We start from the raw sequence: 22,484 nt of genomic DNA on the forward strand, positions 1-22,484 counted from the left end.
CCTCGACGGAAAGAGAATCGCACCATGGCTGAACCGACCGGCGCCGCCCCGCAGGCCGTGCCTGCGCGGGTCGCCGTCCTCGGCGGTAGCGGATTCATCGGTCGCCCCCTGTGCGCCGCCCTGACCGAACGCGGCCACGAGGTCGTCGCGATCGGTCGGCGCGAGCCGGCGACACCGCTCGCCGCGACCTTCGTGGCGTTGGACGTCCAGGAGGCCCGACCGCAGGTCGTCGCCGAGGTGTTGGGCGAGCATCGGATCACCCACGTGATCAACGCGGCGGGCGGCATGTGGGGGCTGAACGACGAGGAACTCGTCGGCGCGAACCTGACCCTGGTGGAGAACCTGATCGAGGCGATCGCGCTGCTGACCCCGGCCCCGCGGCTGGTGCAGTTCGGCACGGTGCACGAATACGGTCTGGTCCCGGTCGGCACGGTGCTCCGCGAGGACTCCCCGGCGCGGCCCGCGATGGCCTACGGCGAGCTGAAGTTGCGCTGCACCGAGCGGATCGGCGCGGCGGTCGAATCGCGCGGCCTGGACGCGATCGTGCTGCGGGTGGGCAACGTGGTGGGCGCCGGCCAACCCGGGCACAGCCTGCTCGGCGGTGTGGCCGCGAAGTTGTCGGCGGGCGCCGGGCTCGACGAGCCGGTGCGGCTGACCTTCGCCTCGCTGGGCGCGCGCCGGGACTTCGTCGACCTCGACGATGTCGTGGCCGCCACGGTCGCCGCCGCGGAGTCGAGCGCGCGCGGAGTGGTCAACGTCGGCGGTGGCGCCGGCGTGCCCGCCCGCGAGTTGGTCCGCCTGCTGATCGAGGCCAGTGGCGTGCCGGCCGAACTGGTCGAGGAATCGCCCGACCCCGGCCCGGACGAGCAGTGGCAGTGCATGTCCCTGGAGCACGCGAGCGAACTGCTGGGATGGCGGCCGCGACACTCGCTCGGCCACGCGATGGAACGCCTGTGGGCCCACCACGCCGGCGAGCGGGTGTCCTGACCCGCCGCCGCGACGCGGACCCCGCCGCCCGGCACGGACCGCGCCGGCGTCCGCACAGCACGAGCGCCGACAGCACGAGCCCCCGACGACGCGACCGCGTCGTCGGGGGCTCGTGCCGTCAGTGCGCGCGGGGGTTGCCGAACGCGTGCCGGGTCAGGTTGCGCACCCCGCCCTTGTCCCCGCGGCGAACCGCCTTGGGCACCAGGGTGAGCGCGTGCAGCCGCGAGCCGATGTGGTTGCGCGCGGCGGCTGCCGCGCGGTGCCAGCCCAGCGCCTCGAAGCGCTCGATCATGCCGGTGAAGTAGGTCCGCTCGGTGACGAACCGGCGGCCACTGGTGGCCGCGGCGGAGGAGTGACTGACCGCGTGCCGCCGGTAGCGGAAGCAGACCGTGTCGTCGACCACCATGGTCGCGTGCAGGCACAGCGCGTCGATCACCATGGCGAGGTCGTGCACCTCGTCCAGGTCGTCCGGGAAGCCGACCTTCTTGGCGATGTCGCTGCGCCAGGCCAGCGAGGGGAAGTACAGCCAGTTGCCCCGGATCAGTCCGACCGCGAGGTCCTCACCGCCGTAGAGCCGGCGGCCCTGCGCCTTGGGCGCGAACAGATGCCGCTTGACCTGGTCGACGAACGGCATCGCCGGGTTGCCGGCGGTGTCGATGACCTGCACGCCGGGCTGCACGATCTTCGCGTCCGGGAACTCCCGCAGGCAGTCCCGCACGGTGGCCAGGTAGTGCGGGAGCATCACGTCGTCCCCGCCCATGAAGACCAACAGCGGGTTCTCGACCAGCGAGAGGACCTTCTGGTAGTTCTTCGTCACACCCAACCGGTGGTCGTTGCGCCGATAGTCGATACGACTGTCCTCGAGGCTCGCGAACCACTCGGGTACACCGGGTTCGGAGCCGTCGTCGGTGACGATCAGGCGCCAGTTCTGGTCGGTCTGGGCGATGACGCTTCGGACGGCTTGCTGCATCATGCCCACGTCGCCGTAGTAGGGCATCGCGACGTCGATCGTTTCCAACACCATCTCCGGATCCGAGTTGAGTGAACGAGGTGCTTGTCAGGCCTGCACGACTGTGTCGGACGGCGTACCCCGCAACGCGTCGTCCCGTCGGGCATCGCTCACATGGTGCCCCACATCGCGCTTTCCCAGACTCCACAGCAGGAACGCCATCATCAGCGTGGTGACCAGAGAGCCGGTCAGGTAGGCCGCCTCGACCCGGAGCTGGATCGAACCCGGCGAGGCGGTCACCGCCACGAGCGCGGCGACGCCGACCACCCAGGACCACATCTGCTGCCGGTGGGCGCCCTGGGCCATCAGGGCCTGTCCCAGCACGAGTGCGAGCATGTAGCACAGGGTGCCCATGGAGAACCACGCGAAGTCCGCGGTGCCCAGGACCCTGGGCGCGCCGAACAGCGTCGGTACCAGCCACGGGCCTGCGACCGTGGCCACGAGCCCGCCACCCAGCCCCAGGACCGCGACGATTCCGCAACTGCGCAGCACCAGTTGGCGGAACGCGGCCCGATTCCCGGCCGCGTGCGCGCCGGCCAGCCCCGGGAGCAGCGAGGTCTGCAGCGAGCTGAAGACGAAGAGCGGCACTCGGGCCAGCACGATCGCCGACAGCAACGCGCTGACCAGCTCGACCTCGCCGGGTTCGAGCAGCTTGACGTTGATGACCGCGATGTTCACCACGATCTGGGACAACATCATCGAGACGATCAACAGGGCCAGGCCCTGGTACATCGCCTTCCACGGCACGGTGGTCCCCGGCAGCGCGTGCCGCAGCACCGGTCGCAGGGTGACCAGGACCGACAGGAGCGGGGCCGCGGTCAGGATCAGGCTGAACATCAGCGCCGACTGCACGTCGGCGACCCCGAGGGCGACGGCGAAGGCGATCCGCAGGCCGCCGTCGATCGCGAGCTGCGCGCCGTACTCGCGGAACAGGCCGAGTCCGGCGAGGATTCCGCGGGTGACCGCGGTCGCGGCGAGCCCGAGGAACGCGCCCGCCAGCGCGACGAGCATGCTGCGCTGTCCGGCGAACAGGCGATCGGAGATCGGCACGGCCCCGGCGGCGACCACCACGAGCACGGCCAGCAGGATTGCGCCGGCGAGGATCATTCCCCGCCGCAGCACGGGCGCGGCCCCTTCGCCCCCTATTTTCCGGGCGGCGACGATTCGGGTGATCTCCTGCTCGACAGGGGTATAAAATCCATATCCCACCGAGAATGCGATCGTCCACAAAACCGATACATTTGCCATGCCGTCGGAGGACAGCGTGTGGCCGGCGAGTGCGAGATGCACATATGAGGCGGCGCCCAGGACGACGACGCCGATGCCGACTCGGAGCGTGCCCGGGGGCAGGGCCCGGACGGCGCGTACTACGAGATTCACGGTGACCCGGCCGATGCGAAGTTGGGATGGATGGGGCGGCATGGGGGATCGGACCCACCCGCGTCGCCGCTCGACGGACCGCTCGGGCCCTCAGGACATGACCGTACAGGCGATCAAGGGCGACCTACCAGGCAGCCGATCGGTTAGGATCCTCTGAGGTGATGGGCCCATAGCTTCGCGAGTCTACTGGACATACGAGGCGACAGGTTCGACCGATGATCGACCGGAGGCCGCGCGGGCCGGGCCGAGTGCGCGTCGGTTCGTCCCTTCGGATTGTTGCTCGGAATAATCAGACGCGGTAGCGAAAACTCATCTCTTGGAGTGTCTGGTGCGGGACTACAGCGACGTATGGTTGGTGATTCCTGTCTTCAATGAAGATCAGGTCATCGCCCAAGTCGTCACGGATGCATCTCTAGTATTCCCGAACATTGTTTGCGTGGACGACGGCAGTTCGGACAACTCCGCCCGGGAGATCTTCGGAACCGTCGCCCATCTGGTGAAGCACCCGGTCAATCTCGGCCAGGGCGCCTCTTTGCAGACCGGAATGACCTACGCGCTCGCCCAACCCGGTGCCCGGTATTTCGTTACCTTCGACGCGGACGGGCAACACCGTGTCGAGGATGCCCAGGCCATGATCGAACGCCTGCGGGTGGGTGATGTCGACGTCGTGCTCGGATCCAGATTCCTGGAATCCACCACGGAGATCCCCAAGATAAAGCGAATCGTTCTGCGCACCGTCGCGGCGTTGAGTCTCACGTCGCGCAAACTCCGCTTGACGGACGCGCACAACGGACTGCGCGTCTTCAATCGAGAGGCTGCGGCGCGATTGCGCATCAGCATGAACGGAATGGCGCACGCGTCGGAGATCGTCGGTTTCCTGGCGCGCTCGGGTCTGCGGATCACGGAGATGCCCGTCTCCGTGATCTACACCGAGTACTCGAAAGCCAAGGGGCAATCGCTCATCAATGGCGTGAACATCCTCTTTGACATGTCGGTTCGGCAGCGGGGTAAATGATCGTATGTTGATCCAGGGAATTCTCCTCCTCGGTGCCGCGGGCCTGCTGGCCCTGTTCGTCATCCAGTGGGACCAGGTGCGTACCCGGGCCTGGAAGCGCATCGCGTTCCTGTTGTTCGTCGGTGTGAACGCCTACGCGGTGATTCGTCCCTCCGACACCACGTGGCTCGCACACAAGGTGGGCGTCGGTCGTGGAACCGACTTGATCCTCTACGGCCTCGTAGTGGGTGTCGCCTTCATGGCGATGAACACCTTCATGCGGTTCCGGTCCCTGGAGAAGAAGATCACCGACCTGGCGCGCAGCGTGGCCATCCGCGAGGCGCAGTTGCTCAACGCGAACCGGCCGCCGGCGCCGGCTCGGGTCGAGCTCACGGAGGGTGCCGAGCCGCCGGAGGTCGCCGAGGTTCCGGCCTCCGAGCACATCTCGACCAGCTGATTCGATTCTCGGGCGGACGACCGGGCCGCGCCGCACGCACACGGAAGTGGACCCGAGTCCGAAGATGGTCGTATCGCGCAGGAATGTGTTTGTCGGTGGTTGCGCTCTCGCGCTCGGTGGCGCGGGTGCGATCGGGGCGGTCGAGTTGCTCGACCGGGGCGGGACCGCGAAGCCGCGGCCCGTCCGCCCGGCGCCCGCGGGCTCCGGCGCATCGAGGGTGCTCAACGTGGTCGCGCACCACGACGACGATCTGCTGTTCCTCAGTCCGGAGTTGCTGGACAACCTGGCGGCGGGCGCCGCGCTGCGCACGGTGTACTTCAACGCCTCGGACTACGCGGACTATCCGAAGTACATGAAGGATCGCGAGGCGGGTCTGCGCGACGCCTACGCGCAGACCGTGGGCGCCAAGCCCGGCGAGTGGAAGGCGCAGCCCTACGACATGGGCGGCGTGCGCGCGACGTTGTGGACGCTGGGGGATCGGGTGTCCATACTCGAGACCCGGATTCCGGACGGCTTCATGCGCACTCCGCTCGGCGCGAAACGCATGTGGGGTCTGTACGCCGACAACACCCGGATCGCCACCCGCCCCGGGGACGCCTTCCCGGCCCAGGAGTTCGACCGCGACGGCCTGGCCGCCTTTCTGCGCGGGGTGCGGGACGAGTTCAAGCCGGATCGGGTCAACACGCTGGATCCGACCTCCGACCTCCAGGGCGACCCGGATCCGGTGGGCGGATTCCACCAGGATCACGTGGCCGTGGCCCGCATGGTGATGTACGCCCTGGAGCAGGACGTTCCGGCGTCGCCCGTCGTATATCACCGCGACTACACGATCCAGCAGGAACCGCCGAATCTGAGCCCCGAACAGGCGGCGAAGAAAAAGCAGGCATTCGCCATCTACACCGAATACGACGCGGACGCCAAGCGCAGCAAGGTATACGGTCCGTGGCTGCACAAGTCCTATCTCGCGAACGCCGCGTGGCGCCGTGATCTCGTGCTCCCGATGCCGGTTCCCGATCGGGCCGCCCCGATCGCCGGGCATCCCTATCTGGGGCCGCGATATCGCATCCGCAATCGCGGCAACGGGCTGGAGTTGACCGTACGCCCGGAACCCGACGCCCCGTTGACCGCCGCGGCGGCCAAGGGCCACGAGGGCACCGTGTTCCGGCTGGCCGGTATCCGGTACGGCTGGGGGCTGCTCCCGGTCGCCGGCGACCGGATCGTGGCGATCCCCGGCGCCGCCACGACCGCCGATTGTGTGCCCCGGTTGGCCGCGCGGGCCCTGGACCCGGCGCAGGCGCTGCGCGTGCGCGGCGATGTCGCCGGCGGATTCGGCCTGCTGTTCGCGCATTCCGGTATGGCGCTCACCGGAGCCCGCGCACCGGGCGGAGATGTATTTCAGGCACCGCCCGGCGGCGGGGACGCCCAAAAATGGGACTTCATCAAGGTCTGAATTCGGCTCGTTTATGCCATGCGATATCCTTGCCCGGCCCAGGACGTGTGTTTCACCCGGACCGAACGAGGATTCGTGACCGTCTCAGACAGCGCGCGGACGACCGCTCCACCGATGGGTTCGGTCGCCTCGCCGGGCCCGCCTCGACCCCGTGGATCCGGAAGGCTGGTGCGAGGAGTGCTGATCCTGCTCGCCGCCCTGGCGCTGTCCTGGCTGGTGCCGATCGCGGCCTACGCGGCCCACGTCGCGGTCGTGTTGCCGGTGCTCTTCGTCGGCCTCGTGGCGTCGCTGCTGCGCTCGGGGCGGACCGTGACGGACCGGCTGGTCATCGCGTTCGCCCTGGTCACAGGCGCGACCTGCCTGGCCGGGCTGGTGTTCTCGGTGTGGCCGTGGGGCCTGCACCCGGTGCCGGTGGCCGGAGTCGGCTTCAGTGCCGTGTCGATCGTGGCGGTGGTCGCCGGCCGCCGTCCGGCGCTGCCGCGGATCCTGGCCCCGGGCGATGTGGTGACCGCGGCGCTGACCGCGGTGGTCACCTTCGGGACCCTTTATCCCTACCTCGGTCGCGGCCTGGTCGGCCGGTTGTCCCTGGTCGCGGTGGCCGAGGACCTCGGCCGGCATTTCGCGCTCTACGACACGATCAGGACCGCCGGTGGTTACACGTTCCTGAATCGCTCGGAAACGCGAACCGGACTGACGAATGAACTTTTCGGTTATCCGCAGGGCAGCCACTTCGGGATGAGTCTGTTCGACAACTTCCTGCGTTCGAGCACCACCGCGGGTTCCGGCACGACCGCGTTGAACCATTTCGTCTACTTCTACGCGGCCACATTCGTCTTCCTCGTCTTCGCGGTTTTGTGGTCGATGCGCTGGATCGCCGGACCCGCGTTGTCGACGTGGCGCTATGTCGTGGTCGGCGGCGCCGCCGCCGCGTACCTGTACTTCGGCGACGGCATGTCGATGTTCCTGCGCGGGTTCCCGAGCGAGTTCGTCGGGCTCGGCCTGCTCGCGCTGATGGTCGCGGTCACCACCCGACCGCTTCCCCGGCTGCGCGAGCAGATGTGCGTGCTGGCCGCGCTGACCACCGGATTGTCCTTTACCTACTACCTGTTCCTGCCGCTGGCCGGCGTGCTGCTCCTGGTCTGGGTGGTGGGCAACCGCAAGCGACTGTGGGTGCAGCCGCTGTGGACCGTCGGCGCGGTCGTGGTCACCGCGGTCGGCGCGCTGTACCTGCCGATCCTCAACAGCGAGTCGGTGAAGTCGGATTCGTTGAACGCGGGCGGCGGGATCAGCCCCACCATCCGGCACCTGATCGTGGTCCTGGTCTTCGTGACCGCGCTGGGTCTGGCCTCCCGGTCCGCGTGGCGCCACCCGGTCCGGCGGATGGCGATCCTGTGGCTGGGCGGCGCGACCGGGATCGTCGCGCTGATGTACCTCTACCAGAGCCGCATCCTGGGCGAGACCTCCTACTACTACGAGAAGTTGCTGCACCAGTTGATCGTGGTCGGCCTGGTCTGCCTGGGTGGTACCTGGTTCGTGGCGCCGAGATGGCGGCCCGGCCACTTCGCCGCCCGCTCGCGGGTCGCCGAGCCGTTCACCCGTCCGCTGACCGCGAGCGCGCTGGCGCTGTGCGTGGTGGTTTCCATCGGCTACAACGCGAACCCCGACCGCGAGGTCTGGCGCAAGCCGCCGAAGGATCTCAGCTGGGGTGTGGGCTACTTCGAGAAGAAGATGGACCAGCCCAGGCTTGCCCAGTTGATCCTGGCCGTGATGAAGGCCCAGCCCAAGCCCCAGGGCCACGCGACGATAGTGCAGATGAAGAACGACTGGCAGGCCAACTACTACGGGACGCTGTGGGTCGACGTGCTCTCGCGCAACCTCGGCACCGCGTGGCAGACCAAGCCCACCTACGGCAACCAGGAGACCCCGGAGCAACTCACCCAGCGCATCGCGGTCAAGTTCCCCAAGCTGCCGATGCGAGTGGTCACCGACGACCCGGTGACCCTGGCGACCCTGCAGACGTTGCGGCGGGACCGCCCCGACCTGCGGCTGGAAGTACTGTTCAGCAACCCCACCCGGTGCACCTACGACTTCAAGGCCCAGCCGATGCTCAAGCCCGGCGAGCGTCTCGCGTCGGTGCCGCGGATCCCGTTCCCCGCCAACGGCTGCAAGAGCCCGCAAGACGCGCCCGACAGGAAGTGACATGAGCGAGCCCCTCGACCTCCGGGTCTGCGTCGTCGTCATCGTGTACAACGACGCGGACCGACTCGCCGAAGCGGTGCGCTCGGCCCTGACGCAGGGCGAGGTGGTGGGTGAGCTGGTGATCGTGGACGACGCCTCGACCGACGCCACGCCCGAGGTGTGCGCGCGGCTCGCGGCCGAGGATCCGCGGGTGCGGATCGTGCGCCGGGCGGACAACAGCGGTGGATGCGGCTCCCCGCGCAACGACGGGGTGCGCGCCGCGCGCGCCGCCCGGATCGTGTTCCTGGACAGCGACGACGTGCTGCCGCCCGGCGCGGTGGCGGTGCTCTCGGCCGCCGCGGACGCGCACGACGCCGAGGTCGTGGCCGGGCTGTGCGTACGCCGGGAACTGCCCAGGGTGCGCGATGTGCCCTGGCAGCCGCAGTTGTTCACGACCGCGGCCGTGCACGCCGACCCGGAGCTGCGACCCGAGACGGTGTGGGACACCCTCTCGGTCAACAAGCTCTACGACCGGGCGTTCCTGCTCGAGCACGACATCCGCTTTCCCGACGGCGCCGCGCACTACGAGGACTTCGTGTTCACGGCGCGCGTGTACGCGGCCGGGCCCCGCCTGGCGGTGGTGCCGGACCACGTGTACACGTGGCACGTGCGCCGCGACGGCGGCGACCCCTCGATCTCGCTGCGCCGGGACCGGGTGGCCAACTGGCTCGACCGGCTCGACGCGCACCGACAGGTCGTGGACATCTTCACCGAGGCCGGCCGCACCGCGCTGCGGGCGGCGGCGCTGACCAAGTTCCTCGAGCACGACCTGCGGCTGTACCTGCGGGACCTGGGCGCGCGCACCGCCGAGTACCGGGAGGAGTGGTGGCGCGCCTGCCGGGCACACCTCGCCTCCTTCGAACCCGAGGCGTTCGCGCGGGCGTTCCCCACCGCTCGGTGGGCCGCGGCCGTGATCGCCGCACACGAGACGCCCGCGGGCGTCGCGCGGCTCGCCGAACTGGCGGCCGAGCCGCCGCGCCTGATCGGTCCGTACCCGGAGCACGCGGGCACGCCGGTGTGGGACGAGACCGGACCGAAGGTGGTCCTGGACGGGCTCGCGGAGATCGCGCCCGCCGACCTGCCCGCGGTCGTGGAGGCGAACGTGCGCGGCACGGTCGGCAACACGCTGGACGTCACGGTGCACGACCTGTACGGCCGGCTCGCGGCGGCCGGCCCGGTCCGGCTCGACCTGGAACTGCGCGATCGACACGGCATCGAGGTCCGGGCCGTGGGCGTGCGCGAGGGGCTGCTGCGCGGTCTCGCGGACGCGTCCGGCTGGTCCACGACCGTCACCGTCGAGGGAACCGTGCTGGCCGGCGCGGAGCCCTTCACGGTGTGGGACGTGTGGGCCCGGGTGCACCTGGCCGAGGGCCCGCCGCTGGTCACCAAGGTTCGGGCCGGGACGGGACTGGGCCGCCGGTTGCGCCCGGACCTGCGGCACGGAGTCGCGTTCGTGCAGTTCTACCGGACCGCGAGCCGCTCGCTGGCGATTCGCCACGCGGGCGGTGGGGTCGGTGTGCGCGAGGTGTTGGGCGCCCGGCTCCGCCGCCGCCGGGCGTCATGACCCGACCGACCCGATCCGCCCGGCGGGGTCGACCCGCCGGGCGGGCTCACCGGTAGACGTAGTCGAAGATCTGCTCCCAGCGTTCCAGCACCGCCTCCGGCGCGAACCGGGTGACGTCCTCGAGCCCCCGCTTGCCGAGCCGGTCGCGCAGGTCGCGGTCGCGGATCAGGCGCTCCAGCGCGGCGGTGAACTCGTGGGTGTTGCCCCGCGGCACCAGGAGACCGTTGCGCTCGTGGGTGAGGATCTCGCGCACGCCCGGCGCGCAGTCGAACGCGACGCTGGGCACGCCCATCGCCATCGCCTCCATCAGCGAGATCGGGAAGCCCTCGGCGCGCGAGGGGGCGACGAACACCGAGCCCTCGCGCAGCGCGCCCTCGACATCGGCGGTCTGCCCGGCGAACTCGACGGTGCCGGTCAGGCCGAGCGCCGCCGCCTGGGCGCGCAGCCGGCCCTCCTCGGGACCCGACCCGTACAGCCGCAGCCGCCACTCGGGATTGCGCCGGGCCACCTCGACCCACGCCTCCAGGAGCAGGTCGTAGCCCTTCTCGAAGGAGAGCCGACCCAGCCCCACCACCAGCGGATCGGCCCGCTCGGAGAACGTCTGCGGCCTGATCGGCAGCGGGTTCGGCAGCACGTCGACGTTGTTGAGCCCGTCCCGGCTCCACGCGTCCGCGTCCTCGACGGTGAGCAGCAGCAACCGGTCCACGTCGGCGAACCAGCGGCGCACCCGGCGCGCGCGCGAGGAGTTGGCGGACGCCTCGAACGACTCGTGGCTCATCCCGATCACCCGCAGCCCGGAGGTGTCCGCGAGAGCGACCCACTCCATCGCCCAGACCTGCGGCGCGATCACGATCGCGCCCGGCCGGGCCGCGCGGAACAACGCGGTCAGCCGGTCGGCGGCCTGCCGCATCGACGCCTTGCGCAACATCTCGCGGCGTTGCGCGCCGACGTTGAGCCGATCCCGCACGGTGCGCGGACCCCAGGCCGACGGCGGGTGCACGCGGTGCAGCACGCTGGTGCGATACGGCAGATCACGGCCGTAGTCGTGCACGGTCTCCGGGTGCACCACGCCGATCAGGTGCACGGTGTGCCCGCTCGCCTGGAGCATCCCCGCCGTGTGGTGCGCCCAGCGCTGGAGCCCGCCGAGTTCCTCGATGTTGTTGCAGACGATGAAGATGTCGCGCGGTGTGCGCGTCACGATTGCCTCGCTCACTGCTGCCTCGCTCACTGCGCGCCCCCGGTCGGGAAGAAGCGGGCGACGATCTCCTTGGCGGCGGTGCCCCGGTCGTATTCGCCGTAGGACTTCACGAACGCCCGGCGCCGGTCCGCGTAGCGTTCGCGCATGCCCTCCACCTCGCGTATCGCCGCGAACAGCGCGTCCTGGTCGCCGGCGAGCGGCCCGGGCGCCTGCTCGGCGAGTTCGAAGTAGGCACCGCGCGACTGCCGGGTGTAGGCGTCGTAGTCGTAGGTGTAGAACACCATCGGCCGATCCAGCAGCGCGTAGTCGAACATCAGCGACGAGTAGTCGGTGATCAGCACGTCGGCCAGCCGCAACAGCGGCGTGACGTCGTGCGTGGTGGACGCGTCGCGCACGTCCGCCGCCAGCGACGGCGGCAGTTCCACCTCGTCCAGGTAGTGCGTACGCACCAGCAGCACGAACTCCTCGCCCAGCTCCGCGACCCAGCGCTCGAGATCGAACGGCATCTCGAAGTCCTCGTCCTCGCCGCGCGGCCGGAACGTCGGCGCGTACAGCACGATCCGGCGCGGATCGTCGACCAGGCCCAACTCGGCCCGCAGCGCCTCGACATCGGCGGTCCCGGCGTCCTTGTCGGCCAGCGCGTCGTTGCGCGGGTAGCCCACGCGCAGCGGCTCGGCGCGCAGCCGGTAGGCGGCCATCAGCGTGTCGACGTCGTGCTCGGAGCGGACCACGAAGTAGTCGAAGCGGTCCACGCCCTTTTGCAACCGGGCCTGGGCCGCGGCGTCGGACTGCTTGACCGAGGGCATGTCGAAGCCCATGCGCTTGAGCGCGGAGCCGTGCCAGGTCTGGATGTACGTGGTGCCGGGATTCTTCACCGCGTCACCCAGCACGCCCTGGTTGTCGATCCAGAACTCGGCCTGGGCGAGCGCCTTGTAGTGCGCCCACGAGCCGCGCTTGACCAGCGTGGCGTCCTTGGGGAAGCCCGCCCGGCTCTCCGCGTAGACCCACACCGCCTCGAACCTGGCACCGGAGCGCCGCAGTTCCTCGTGGATGTAGCGCGGGTTGTCGCTGTACTGCAGGCCGAGGTGGCTCTCGAAGACGACCAGACCCTTGCGCACCGGCAGCTTGGCCAGCGCGGTCCGGGCCAGTCGGAACGCCTCCCGCTTGCGCGCCCCGGTCCGGGTGATCTGCTTGCGGGCGGTGGCGACCAGCTTGTGACCGAACGGGCTGTCTGCGGTACGCAGCACCAACTCGCGGCCCTTGCGCGCGATCGCGCCCTCGTGCGTGATGGTGAAGGACAGGTGCCCCTTGTCCGTGATGAACGGGACCACGTGGTCGCCGACGGCCTTGCTCAGCCGGGGCCGGATCGGGATCCGCCGCGCGTCCTCGGGCAGCGAGGTGGCGAAGATACGACTCGTGGTCACCACGCCGTCGACCGTCAGGTCCATCCGCACGTCCCACACCGGGTCCAGCACCCCGACCGGGTGCAGTGTGCGGGTGAGGTCGACGGTGGTCTCCCACACCAGTCCCTCGGGCGTGTGCCGGATCGAGTCCACCGGGACGTGCACCGTGGTCATCGCGAGCTTCTTGCGCCGGGAGCGGAACTCCAGACGGGCGGAGAGCTTCGCGGTCGGCGCGATCCGGTCCAGCGGATTGACGATCAGCCCGGCGAGGCGGAGCGAGCCGCCGGAGGAGGAGTAGTGCGTCAGGTCGTTGCCCAGCCAGACCAGGTTCAGCGGCTTGGACCAGGTCACCAGGTCGGTGACGTCCAGGACCGCGCGACCGAGCTCGTCGTCCAGGTGCTCCGCGCACCAGTAGACCCGGCCGTCTTGCCGGTGCAGCGGCGCGCACACCTTGGTGCGGTTGAGCACCATGTCGATCGCGGTGAGCAGGTTCGGCCAGTCGTCGCGCAGCACCAGATACGCGGCCAGCGCCGGGATGTGCTTGGCCTGGCGGAACGCGCGCGGGTCCAGCGTGGCCAGGTACTCCTGGGCCATCGGGATGAACTCGCGACGGAATTCCTCGGTCTGGAACGGCAGGCCCCACAGGTAGAGCACCAGGTCGTGCTGGAGGAACTTGATGTCCTTCCGCAGCTTCAGCGCCCGGTGTTCCTCGCCGTGCAACTCCTCGTCGATCCGGCGGTGGATGGTCAGCCGGTCGGCGAAGTTACGCAGCTCGCCGCGGCGGTTGGAGATCGAACGCACCTTCGCGTCCTCGACCACCCGCCACTGGTAGACGGTGTTGGGGATCAGCGTGATCCGGTTCGCCGCCAGGTAGGCACGGGCCGAGAACAGCAGGTCCTCGTAGTGCAGGCCCTCGGGGAAGCGCAGTTCGTGCTCGTCCAGGAAGGCACGCCGGTAGCACTTGTTGGTGGACAGCGTGTCGTAGAGCAACTCCGGGCGCTCGTCCAGCGACTCGAGCACCGCGCGTTCCGCGTACAGCTCCGGGTACCACGGGGTCTGCTTGCCCTTGCGGCTCTCGTGCACGCGCACGCACAGCCCGGAGATCAGGTCCGACCCGGTCTCCTCGGCGGCCACCAGCATGTTCTTGCACGCGTGCCGGTCCAGCGTGTCGTCGCTGTCCAGGAACATCACGAAGGTGCCCCGGGCCTGGTCGATGCCCTCGTTGCGGGGTCGGCTGCATCCGCCGCTGTTGTGCGGCAGCCGGATCGCTCGCACCTTGTCCGGGTGCTCGGCCGCGAACCGCTCCGCCACCGCGAAACTGTCGTCCGAACTGGCGTCGTCGACGATCAGGATCTCGAGGTTGTCCAGCGTCTGACGCAGCACCGAGTCCACCGCGCGCGGCAGTCGGGCCGCGTCGTTGTAGACGATCACGATCACGCTCACGTCGGGTGCGCGAGACACACTCATGCGGCCACCTCCGCGGGCGGGGTTCGGGAACGGTGCTTCGAGCTTAGTCAGGCTGCGGAGGGCCGGGCCAATCCCGGTCGCGGGACGCCACACGCCGGGCGGCGGCACATCCGCCGGGCATCGACGGGACGGACACGGGACGGACACCGCACGGACAATGGAGACGCGAACGCGGTGCGCGCGGTTCGGCCCGGCGGCCTCGCGAGGGCGGCCGGAAATCGGTTCTCGCTCGCGGGTGGCGGACGACGGCGGATGATCCGTTAACCTGTCTCGTTGTTTCGGGGAACTCCCCACACCCTCCGCTCGATCGGCGTTGCTGCGGCGATTGCTCAAAGGAGTGATGGCGCCTGTCCACTGCCCTGGTCGTCACAGAGCCCACCTCCACCGGTTCGACGGCTCGGACGGATCGGCCGGATCCCGCCCCGCTGCTCGCCGAGCTGTCCGCGATCGACCGCCGGGTCCCCGAGATCGAGGTGGTCGCGGCGGACGCCCTCGCGAGCGCCCTGGCCGGCGGCGACTGTCGGGTGACCCTCGTCGACGCGCGCTTCGTCGGCCACCGGCATGCGCTGCGCCTGGTGATCGCCGACACCCGTTTCCCGGTCGCGCACGTGCCCGGCGTGCTCGCGCTCGAGGGCGAGGCGCGCGCCGAGGCGGCCCGGATCCTGGCCGCGCTCGACCGGCAGCCGGCGAACGTGTGCGTCCCCGACCTGCTGGCCGAACGATTGACCGAGGCCGGCATCGCGCCGCGCGAGGTCCCGCTGGGCGACCTGGTCGCCGAGGTCGCCCACGACGAGGCCGCGCGCACCCGGGCGCTGGCCGCGGTGGCGGCCGTGGACGACGAGCGGATCCGGCTGAACTCGGCGGTCAAGGCCCGGGACGGCTTCTTCACCACGTTCGCGGTGAGCACGTGGTCGCGCTACCTCGCGCGCTGGTGCGCCCGCCGGGGGCTGACCCCCAACCAGGTCACCGTCGCGTCGCTGTTCGTCGCACTGATGGCGGCGGCCGGGGCCGCGACCGGCACCCGCGCGGGATACATCGCCGCGGCGCTGGGCCTGTACTTCTCCTTCGTGCTGGACTGCACCGACGGCCAGCTCGCGCGCTACGCGGTGAGCTACTCGCGGATCGGCTCGTGGCTGGACGCCACCTTCGACCGGGCCAAGGAGTACGCGGTCTACGCGGGCCTCGCGCTCGGCGCGGCCCGGCACGACGACGACGTGTGGACCCTCGCGCTGGTCGCGATGGTGGTGATGACCACCCGGCACATCGTCGACTTCGCCTTCAACGAGACCCGACGCGGCATCGGCGGCGGAGACGACGACAGCGCCGACGGCGGTGCGGGCGCCAAGCTCTCCGGCAAGCTGAACTCGGTCGGCTGGACCGTGTGGGCCCGGCGGATGATCATCCTGCCGATCGGCGAGCGCTGGGCGCTGATCGCCGTGCTCACCGCCACCACCACGCCGCGGATCACCTTCGTCGTGCTGATCGTCGGCTGCGTGCTCGCCGCCTGCTACACCTCGCTGGGCCGGATCCTGCGCTCGCTGCCGCGCCGCGCCGCGTTCGTCCCGCAGGTGGGCGAACACCTCGCCGCACTCGCCGACAGCGGTCCGCTCGCCGAACTGGTGGGCCGGCTGCGGTTGCGCGTCCCGGCCCCCGCCGCCGCCCTGCTCGGCACCGCCGCACTGGTCGCGGTGCTGCTCGCGGGCGGCGCGGGCGAGTGGTGGGGCCTGGCCGGTGCCGGCGCCTACGCGCTGTGTGCCGGGATCGCGATCGGCCGGCCACTGGTGCGCCGGCTCGACTGGGTGGTGCCGCCGATCTTCCGGGCCGCCGAGTACGCCGCGATCACCATCCTCGCGGCCCGGGTGGTGCCCACCGCGGTGGCCGCCGCGTTCGGCTTGGTCGCGGCCACGGCCTACCATCACTACGACACGGTGTACCGCCTGCGCGGTGGCTACGGCGCCCCGCCCCGGGCGCTGGTGTGGCTGGTGCTCGGTCACGAGGGGCGGGTGCTCCTGGTGACCTTGCTGGCCGCACTGGGCTCGGGCACCCTGCGCACCGGCCTGATCGCGACGGCCGTCGTGCTCGCGGCGATCGTGCTCACCGAGAGTGTCGTGTTCTGGGTGCGCGGCGCGCGCCCCGACATCGACGACGTGACCCCGGTGGGACCGGCTCCCTCGGCCTCGACGCCGCCGTACCGCCCCCTGGAGGCCGCCGCCGCGGCGGCCTCCGATCGAACTGGAGACCTCTCATGATCGGCCTCGTTCTCGCCGCCGGCGCCGGCCGCCGGCTGCGCCCGCACACCGACACGCTGCCCAAGGCCCTGGTGCCGGTGGGCGCGCCCGGTGCGCCGGACAGCGAACGGTCGATCCTGGAGGTCACCCTCTCCCACTACGCCGCGGTCGGCCTGACCGAGGCCGCGATCGTGGTCGGCTACTGCGGCGACGCGATCCGCGACCGGCAGGGCCTGCTGGAGCGCCGCTACGGTCTGAAGCTGCACATGGTCGACAACGACAAGGCCGAGGAGTGGAACAACGCCTACTCCCTGTGGTGCGCGCGCGACCATCTCGCGGACGGCGTGCTGCTGGCCAACGGCGACACGCTGCACCCGGTCTCGGTCCAGGAGACGATGCTGGCCGCGCGCGATACCTCCGGGGCCGACGCCAAGGGCATCATCCTGGCCCTGGACACCGCCAAGCCGCTCGCCGACGAGGAAATGAAGGTCACCCTCGGCGAGGACGGCCGGATGCGCCGGATCACCAAGCTGATGGACCCGGCCGAGGCGGCCGGCGAGTACATCGGCGTCACGCTGATCGAGGGCCACGCGGCGCCCGCGTTGATCGACGCGCTGCGCGCGACCTTCGAGCGCGACCCACAGCTCTACTACGAGGACGGCTACCAGGAACTGGTGAACCGGGGCGGTCGGGTCGACGTGCAGCCGATCAGCGCGTCGGACACCCGGGTGCCGTGGACCGAGATCGACACCACCGAGGACCTCATGGTCGCGCGGGAGATCGCGTGCCGGTACTGACCCGTCTGGTCCCCACCCCGCTCACCGTCGACATCCGCGCGGGTGCGGTCGACGACCTCGCGGGCATCCTGGCCGACCGCCGGGTCTCCACGTCGGGTCGGATAGCGGTCGTGGTCAGCGAGGGCTCCGGGGCCCGGCTGCGCGAGCGGTTCGCGCCGCACCTGCCCGGCGCCGAGTGGTACACCGTCGCCGGCGGCACACTGACCGCCGCCGTAGACCTCGCCGACCGCATGCGCGGCGGCGCCTACGACGCCGTGGTCGGTCTGGGCGGCGGCCGGGTCCTGGACGCGACCAAGTACGCCGCCGCGCGGGTGGGCCTGCCCATGGTCGCGGTCGCCACCAATCTCGCCCACGACGGCATCGCGTCGCCGGTGAGCATCCTGGACAACGACGCGGGGCGCGGCTCCTACGGCGTGCCCACACCGATCGCCCTGGTGGTGGACCTGGACCTGGTCCGCGCGGCGCCGCAGCGCTTCGTCCGCTCCGGCATCGGCGAATCCCTGTCCAATCTGTGCGCGGTGGCCGACTGGGAGCTGTCCCAGCGCGAGACCGGCGAGCCGGTGGACGGCCTCGCGGTCGCGCTGGCCCGCACCTCCGGCGACTCGATCCTGCACCGCCCCGGCGGCATCGAGGACGACGACTTCCTCGTGGCCCTGGCCGAGGGCCTCGTACTCTCCGGCATCGCGATGTCCGTCGCCGGCACCACCCGCCCCTGCAGCGGAGCCTGTCACGAGATCTCGCACGCCATCGACCTGCTCTACGGCGAGCGCGACGGCCACGACGGGCTGCATGGCGAACAGGTCGGCCTGGGCGCCGCGTTCGCCACCCACCTGCGTGGCGACACCGCACTGACGAAGCTCTTGACGAGCGCCCTTGATCGGCACAGGCTGCCGGTCGTGCCGGAGCATCTCGGCCTGACCATCGACGAATTCGTGGCGGCGGTGAGTCACGCGCCCCAGACCCGTCCGGGACGCTTCACCATCCTCGAACATCTCGACCTCGACAATGACGCCATCCGGGATTCGGTGACCGAATATGTCCACACCTACGGCGGCTGAGCTTCGCTCGGTCGTACACCCCGAGGGCCTGCTCGATCGGCGCAGTGGCGAACACTGGGCCGGACGCATCTACATGCGGCAGATCTCCCTCCAGGTCACCCGACGCATCGTCGGGACCCGGGTGACGCCCAACGGCCTCACCTACATGATGATCCTCGCGGGCATCGCCGCCGGCGCCGCGCTGATCCTGCCCGGGATCGCGGGGCCGCTCGCGGCGCTGCTCCTGGTGCAGCTCTACCTGCTGCTCGACTGCGTCGACGGCGAGGTGGCGCGCTGGCGGCGGCAGACCTCGGTCACCGGCGTCTACCTCGACCGGGTCGGCCACTACCTCTCCGAGGCCGCGCTGCTCTCCGGCGCGGGCCTGCATGCCGCGGGTGTCCTGGACGGCGGCGGCTTCAACGGCTACGCGACGCTGGGCGTGGTCGCCGCGCTGGGCGCGATCCTGATCAAGTCGGAGACCGACCTGGTCGACGGCGCGCGGGCGAAGAGCGGCCTGCCGCCGGTCCAGGACGCCGCCGCCGTGCCGCGTTCCTCGGGCGCCGCGTCGGCGCGCAAGATCGTCGCCTCGCTCAAGTTCCACCGCCTGGTCGGCGCCGTCGAGGCGTCGATCTTCCTGCTCCTGGCGGGTGTACTCGACCTGGTGGCCGACGACGGCGGCCTGCTGTACAGCAGGATCGCGGTGAGCGCGCTCGCCGCCATCGCGCTCCTGCAGACCGTGCTGCACCTGGTCAGCGTGCTGATGTCGAGCAGGCTCCGGTGACCGCCGAGGCTGCCGAGGGGCAGCGCGCGGGCGAGGCGAAGGCACAGGCGATCGCGCTCGGCGCGGTGGTGCTGACCATGGGCGACCGCCCGGACGAGCTGAACCGGCTGCTGCGTTCGGTGGCCGATCAGCACGGCGAGCCGATGACGGTGGTCGTGGTGGCCAACGGCGGCCCGCTGCCGGAGCTGCCCGAGGGCGTGGTGGGCATCACCCTGCCGGAGAACGTGGGCATCCCGGCCGGCCGCAACGTGGGTACCGCCGGCCTGCCCGACGACGTCGACGTGGTGCTCTTCCTCGACGACGACGGCCGACTCGCCGGCACCGACGCCGGCCGACTGCTGCGCGAGGCGTTCGCGGCGAACCCGCGCCTGGGCATCGTCAGCTTCCGGATCGTGGATCCGGAGAGCGGCGAGACCCAGCGCCGGCACGTGCCCCGGATCCGGGTCGGCGACCCGCTGCGCTCGGGCCCGGTGACCACCTTCCTCGGCGGCGCCAGCGCGGTGCGCGCGGCGGTGCTGCGCGAGGTCGGCGGGCTGCCCGACGACTTCTTCTACGCGCACGAGGAGACCGACCTGGCCTGGCGCGCGCTCGACGCCGGCTGGGAGATCGACTACCGCGCGGACATCGTGCTGGAACACCCCAAGACCAGCCCGGCCCGGCACGCGGCGTTCTTCCGGATGAACGCGCGCAACCGCGTCTACCTGGCCCGGCGCAACCTGCCGTGGCCGATCGTGCCCGCCTATCTGGGCACGTGGGTCGTCCTGACCGCCGCCCGCCGGCCGTCCAAGGAGAACGCCCAAGCCTGGCTGGCCGGCTTCCGCGAGGGGTGGAAGACCCCGAGTGGCCCGCGCAAGCCGATGTCCTGGCGCACGGTCTGGCGGATGACCAGGCTCGGCCGTCCGCCGGTCATCTGACAGGCTGGAATCCCCGTACCGTTTCGATTTCGACCCGACGCAGACGAAAGTGTCAACGTGGCCAACAGCGCGCAGGCCGACACCCTGAGCCCACAGGGGACGTCGGCGCCCCCCGGTTCCACCGAACCCCTGGCGGACCTCGCCGCCCGCTACAAGCTGACGGTCAGCGGGGCCCGTCCCGGACTGCTCTCCTACACCAGGCAGCTCTGGGCCCGACGCCACTTCATCGTGGCCTTCGCCAACGCCAAGACCCGGGCGACGTACAGCACCGCCAAGCTCGGCCAGGTCTGGCAGGTACTCACACCGCTGATGAACGCGGCCGTGTACTACCTGATCTTCGGCTACCTGGTGCAGACCAAGGACGGCATCGACAACTACGTCGCCTTCCTGGTCACCGGCGTCTTCGTGTTCACCTTCACGCAGAGCGCCGTGCTCGCGGGCAGTCGGGCGATCAGCGATCAGCTCAACCTGATCCGCGCGCTGCACTTCCCACGGGCGTGCCTGCCGATCTCCTTCACGATCGTGCAGCTCCAGCAACTGATGTTCTCGATGGTCGTGCTGTGCGCGATCGTGCTGGGCACCGGTGAGCCGCTCACCCTGAAGTGGCTGCTCGTGCTGCCCGCGCTGGTGCTGCAGTTCGTCTTCAACGTCGGCCTGAGCCTGGTCCTGGCCCGGATCGGCGCGGTGCTGGTGGACATCAAGCAGCTTCTGCCGTTCCTGCTGCGCACCTGGCTGTACCTCAGCGGCGTCTTCTACAGCCTGGACTCCTACACCGACAAGGCGCCCGCCTGGGTGGCCCGCGTGCTGGAGGCGAACCCGGGAGCGGTCTACATCGAGGTGATCCGCGACTCGCTCATCGAAAGCCACCAGACGCTCCCGCTGCACGTGTGGGGCTACGCGGTGGGCTGGGCGCTGGTGATGGGCATCGGTGGTTACGTGTACTTCTGGAAGGCGGAAGAGAGGTACGGCCGTGGCTGAGCAGCCCGCGATCATGAGTTGGGCCGAGGCCGGCGCGAATTCCGAGGTCGAGGTGCCCGAGCAGAACGCCCCGCAGCCCGCGCAGCCGCAGGAGGAGATCCCGCCGACCGTCGTGGTCGACGACGTGCACCTGATCTACCGCGTGCACGGCGCCTCCTCGGGCAAGGGCAGTGCCACGTCCGCGCTGTCCCGGCTCGCGCTGCGCAAGAAGGCGGCGGGCATCACCGAGGTACACGCCGTACGAGGCGTCAGCTTCGTCGCCTACAAGGGCCAGGCGATCGGCCTGATCGGGCGCAACGGTTCGGGCAAGAGCACGCTGCTGAGGTGCATCGCCGGCCTGCTGCCGCCCACCACTGGCAAGATCTACAGCGACGGCCAGCCGTCCCTGCTGGGCGTCAACGCCGCGATGATGAACGACCTCACCGGCGAGCGGAACATCATCCTGGGCTGCCTGGCGATGGGCATGACCCAGCGCGAGGCCGAGGCCAACTACGACCAGATCGCCTCGTTCTCCGGGCTGAACAACTACAACGGCAAGGACTTCACCAAGCTGCCGATGCGGACCTACTCGTCCGGCATGGCGGCCCGCCTGCGCTTTTCCATCGCGGCCGCACGCACACACGACGTGCTGATGATCGACGAGGCGCTGGCCACCGGCGACCGCGAGTTCCAGCTCAAGAGCGAGGCCCGGATCCGCGAGCTGCGCAAGGAGGCCGGCACGGTCTTCCTGGTCAGCCACAGCATGAAGTCGATCCGGGACACCTGCGACCGGGCGATCTGGCTCGACCAGGGCGTGATCAAGATGGATGGTCCGATGGAGGAAGTCGTCAACGCGTACGAGGGCAAGTAGCGGCGACACCACTCCGACGGTTCCGTCCGCTGCTGCGACGGCACCGACGGCACCAACAGCACCAACAGCACCACGCGAAGGGGTTCACCGGTGTCCTTGCAGGTCCTGGCGGAGAGTACGGACGACAACCTCGACATCGAGGTCCTGCGGGACGTCAACGGACTCACCGAGCACACCTCATGGGCGCACGGGGGCATGGAGTTCATGGGCGAGTACGGCATGTTCGCCGTACTCGCCGTACTGGGCCTGCTCGCGTGGTGGCGGGCCCGCGCCCGCCCCGACCACATAGCGGCCGTGGCCGGCCTGGTGTGGGCCCCGCTGGCGGCCCTGGTCGCGGAACTGGCCAACGCGCCGCTGCGCGACTGGGTCGATCGACCGCGTCCGTTCCTCAGCCACGAGGGGCTGCACGTGCTGGTCGAGGGCAAGACCGACCCGTCCTTCGCCTCCGACCACGCGCTGACCACGATGGCGCTGGCGGTCGGGATCCTGCTGGTGGACCGGCGACTGGGGATCCTGGCGGTGCTCGCGGCGGTGTTCACCGGCTTCTCCCGGCTGTACGTGGGCGTGCACTACCCGACGGACGTGCTCGCCGGGTTCGCGCTCGGCGCGCTGGTCGCACTGGTCGGGTCGATGGTCGTGGGACGGGTCCTGGAACCGGTGGTGCGGCAGGTGGAACGCGGCCCGCTGCGGGTGCTGGTGACGGACCGAGCACGCCCGGCCGGCTGACGGCGACGCGGCCGAGGGGGGCGGAC

General features: G+C 70.4%; 18 protein-coding genes. 14 read left to right on the plus strand and 4 right to left on the minus strand.

Annotated features, from left to right (window positions below; all coding sequences use genetic code 11):
* Positions 1 to 24: 24 nt before the first annotated feature.
* Entirely contained in the window at positions 25 to 987 is a 963-nt protein-coding gene (locus ACIRL2_RS29660) for an NAD-dependent epimerase/dehydratase family protein (protein WP_395864447.1), read from the plus strand.
* Between the two features lie 118 nt (positions 988 to 1,105).
* Here the strand turns inward: ACIRL2_RS29660 and ACIRL2_RS29665 are convergent, their stop codons facing one another.
* A complete protein-coding gene (locus ACIRL2_RS29665; protein ID WP_402236033.1) occupies positions 1,106 to 2,011 on the minus strand; it encodes a glycosyltransferase family 2 protein in 906 nt (301 codons plus the stop codon).
* Positions 2,012 to 2,044: 33 nt separating this feature from the next.
* Entirely contained in the window at positions 2,045 to 3,376 is a 1,332-nt protein-coding gene (locus ACIRL2_RS29670) for a lipopolysaccharide biosynthesis protein (RefSeq protein ID WP_395864443.1), read from the minus strand.
* Between the two features lie 328 nt (positions 3,377 to 3,704).
* Between ACIRL2_RS29670 and ACIRL2_RS29675 the strand changes: the two genes are divergently transcribed.
* The 5 genes from ACIRL2_RS29675 (at position 3,705) to ACIRL2_RS29695 (ending at position 10,079) form a co-directional block, all read left to right on the plus strand.
* Entirely contained in the window at positions 3,705 to 4,391 is a 687-nt protein-coding gene (locus ACIRL2_RS29675; RefSeq protein ID WP_395864442.1) for a glycosyltransferase family 2 protein, read from the plus strand.
* Positions 4,392 to 4,395: 4 nt separating this feature from the next.
* The gene (locus tag ACIRL2_RS29680) at positions 4,396 to 4,827 is read left to right on the plus strand and encodes a DUF2304 domain-containing protein (RefSeq protein ID WP_395864440.1); all 432 of its coding nucleotides are present in this window, start codon (positions 4,396 to 4,398) and stop codon (positions 4,825 to 4,827) included.
* Between the two features lie 226 nt (positions 4,828 to 5,053).
* On the plus strand, positions 5,054 to 6,277 hold the full coding sequence (locus ACIRL2_RS29685) for a hypothetical protein (RefSeq protein ID WP_395864438.1): 1,224 nt from the start codon (positions 5,054 to 5,056) through the stop codon (positions 6,275 to 6,277).
* Between the two features lie 168 nt (positions 6,278 to 6,445).
* Positions 6,446 to 8,476, plus strand: coding sequence for a hypothetical protein (locus tag ACIRL2_RS29690; RefSeq protein WP_395864436.1), 2,031 nt, complete (start codon positions 6,446 to 6,448; stop codon positions 8,474 to 8,476).
* Between the two features lies 1 nt (position 8,477).
* The gene (locus ACIRL2_RS29695) at positions 8,478 to 10,079 is read left to right on the plus strand and encodes a glycosyltransferase family 2 protein (RefSeq protein ID WP_402236038.1); all 1,602 of its coding nucleotides are present in this window, start codon (positions 8,478 to 8,480) and stop codon (positions 10,077 to 10,079) included.
* A gap of 46 nt (positions 10,080 to 10,125) precedes the next feature.
* Here ACIRL2_RS29695 and ACIRL2_RS29700 read toward each other — a convergent pair whose 3' ends face one another.
* Together ACIRL2_RS29700 and ACIRL2_RS29705 are read right to left on the minus strand one after the other, a co-directional pair.
* The gene (locus tag ACIRL2_RS29700; RefSeq protein ID WP_402236041.1) at positions 10,126 to 11,292 is read right to left on the minus strand and encodes a glycosyltransferase; all 1,167 of its coding nucleotides are present in this window, start codon (positions 11,290 to 11,292) and stop codon (positions 10,126 to 10,128) included.
* 11 nt (positions 11,293 to 11,303) lie between these two features.
* Entirely contained in the window at positions 11,304 to 14,147 is a 2,844-nt protein-coding gene (locus ACIRL2_RS29705; RefSeq protein WP_402236044.1) for a CDP-glycerol glycerophosphotransferase family protein, read from the minus strand.
* A 473-nt stretch (positions 14,148 to 14,620) separates the two neighbouring features.
* On the opposite strand from ACIRL2_RS29705, the gene ACIRL2_RS29710 reads away from it, so the two are divergent.
* The 8 genes from ACIRL2_RS29710 to ACIRL2_RS29745 all read left to right on the plus strand — a co-directional run bounded on the left by ACIRL2_RS29710 (position 14,621) and on the right by ACIRL2_RS29745 (position 22,458).
* Complete coding sequence (locus tag ACIRL2_RS29710; protein WP_395864429.1) at positions 14,621 to 16,396, plus strand: DUF5941 domain-containing protein; 1,776 nt, start codon at positions 14,621 to 14,623, stop codon at positions 16,394 to 16,396.
* Positions 16,393 to 17,172, plus strand: coding sequence for an NTP transferase domain-containing protein (locus ACIRL2_RS29715; protein WP_395864427.1), 780 nt, complete (start codon positions 16,393 to 16,395; stop codon positions 17,170 to 17,172). Before ACIRL2_RS29710 ends, ACIRL2_RS29715 begins: the two co-directional genes overlap by 4 nt.
* A complete protein-coding gene (locus tag ACIRL2_RS29720; RefSeq protein WP_395864425.1) occupies positions 17,160 to 18,230 on the plus strand; it encodes an iron-containing alcohol dehydrogenase family protein in 1,071 nt (356 codons plus the stop codon). Before ACIRL2_RS29715 ends, ACIRL2_RS29720 begins: the two co-directional genes overlap by 13 nt.
* Complete coding sequence (locus ACIRL2_RS29725; protein ID WP_395864423.1) at positions 18,208 to 18,990, plus strand: CDP-alcohol phosphatidyltransferase family protein; 783 nt, start codon at positions 18,208 to 18,210, stop codon at positions 18,988 to 18,990. Before ACIRL2_RS29720 ends, ACIRL2_RS29725 begins: the two co-directional genes overlap by 23 nt.
* 77 nt (positions 18,991 to 19,067) lie before the next feature.
* Positions 19,068 to 19,904 carry a glycosyltransferase family 2 protein gene (locus ACIRL2_RS29730; protein WP_395864723.1) on the plus strand — a complete coding sequence of 279 codons (837 nt, stop codon included), beginning with the start codon at positions 19,068 to 19,070 and terminating at the stop codon, positions 19,902 to 19,904.
* A 57-nt stretch (positions 19,905 to 19,961) separates the two neighbouring features.
* Positions 19,962 to 20,882: an ABC transporter permease gene (locus tag ACIRL2_RS29735; protein ID WP_395864422.1), complete on the plus strand. Its 921-nt coding sequence runs from the start codon at positions 19,962 to 19,964 to the stop codon at positions 20,880 to 20,882.
* A gap of 13 nt (positions 20,883 to 20,895) precedes the next feature.
* Positions 20,896 to 21,732: an ABC transporter ATP-binding protein gene (locus tag ACIRL2_RS29740; RefSeq protein ID WP_395864721.1), complete on the plus strand. Its 837-nt coding sequence runs from the start codon at positions 20,896 to 20,898 to the stop codon at positions 21,730 to 21,732.
* Between the two features lie 90 nt (positions 21,733 to 21,822).
* Positions 21,823 to 22,458 carry a phosphatase PAP2 family protein gene (locus ACIRL2_RS29745; protein WP_395864420.1) on the plus strand — a complete coding sequence of 212 codons (636 nt, stop codon included), beginning with the start codon at positions 21,823 to 21,825 and terminating at the stop codon, positions 22,456 to 22,458.
* Positions 22,459 to 22,484 lie beyond the last annotated feature (26 nt).

The organism is Embleya sp. NPDC127516 (assembly GCF_044765325.1).
Taxonomy (GTDB): Bacteria; Actinomycetota; Actinomycetes; order Streptomycetales; family Streptomycetaceae; genus Embleya.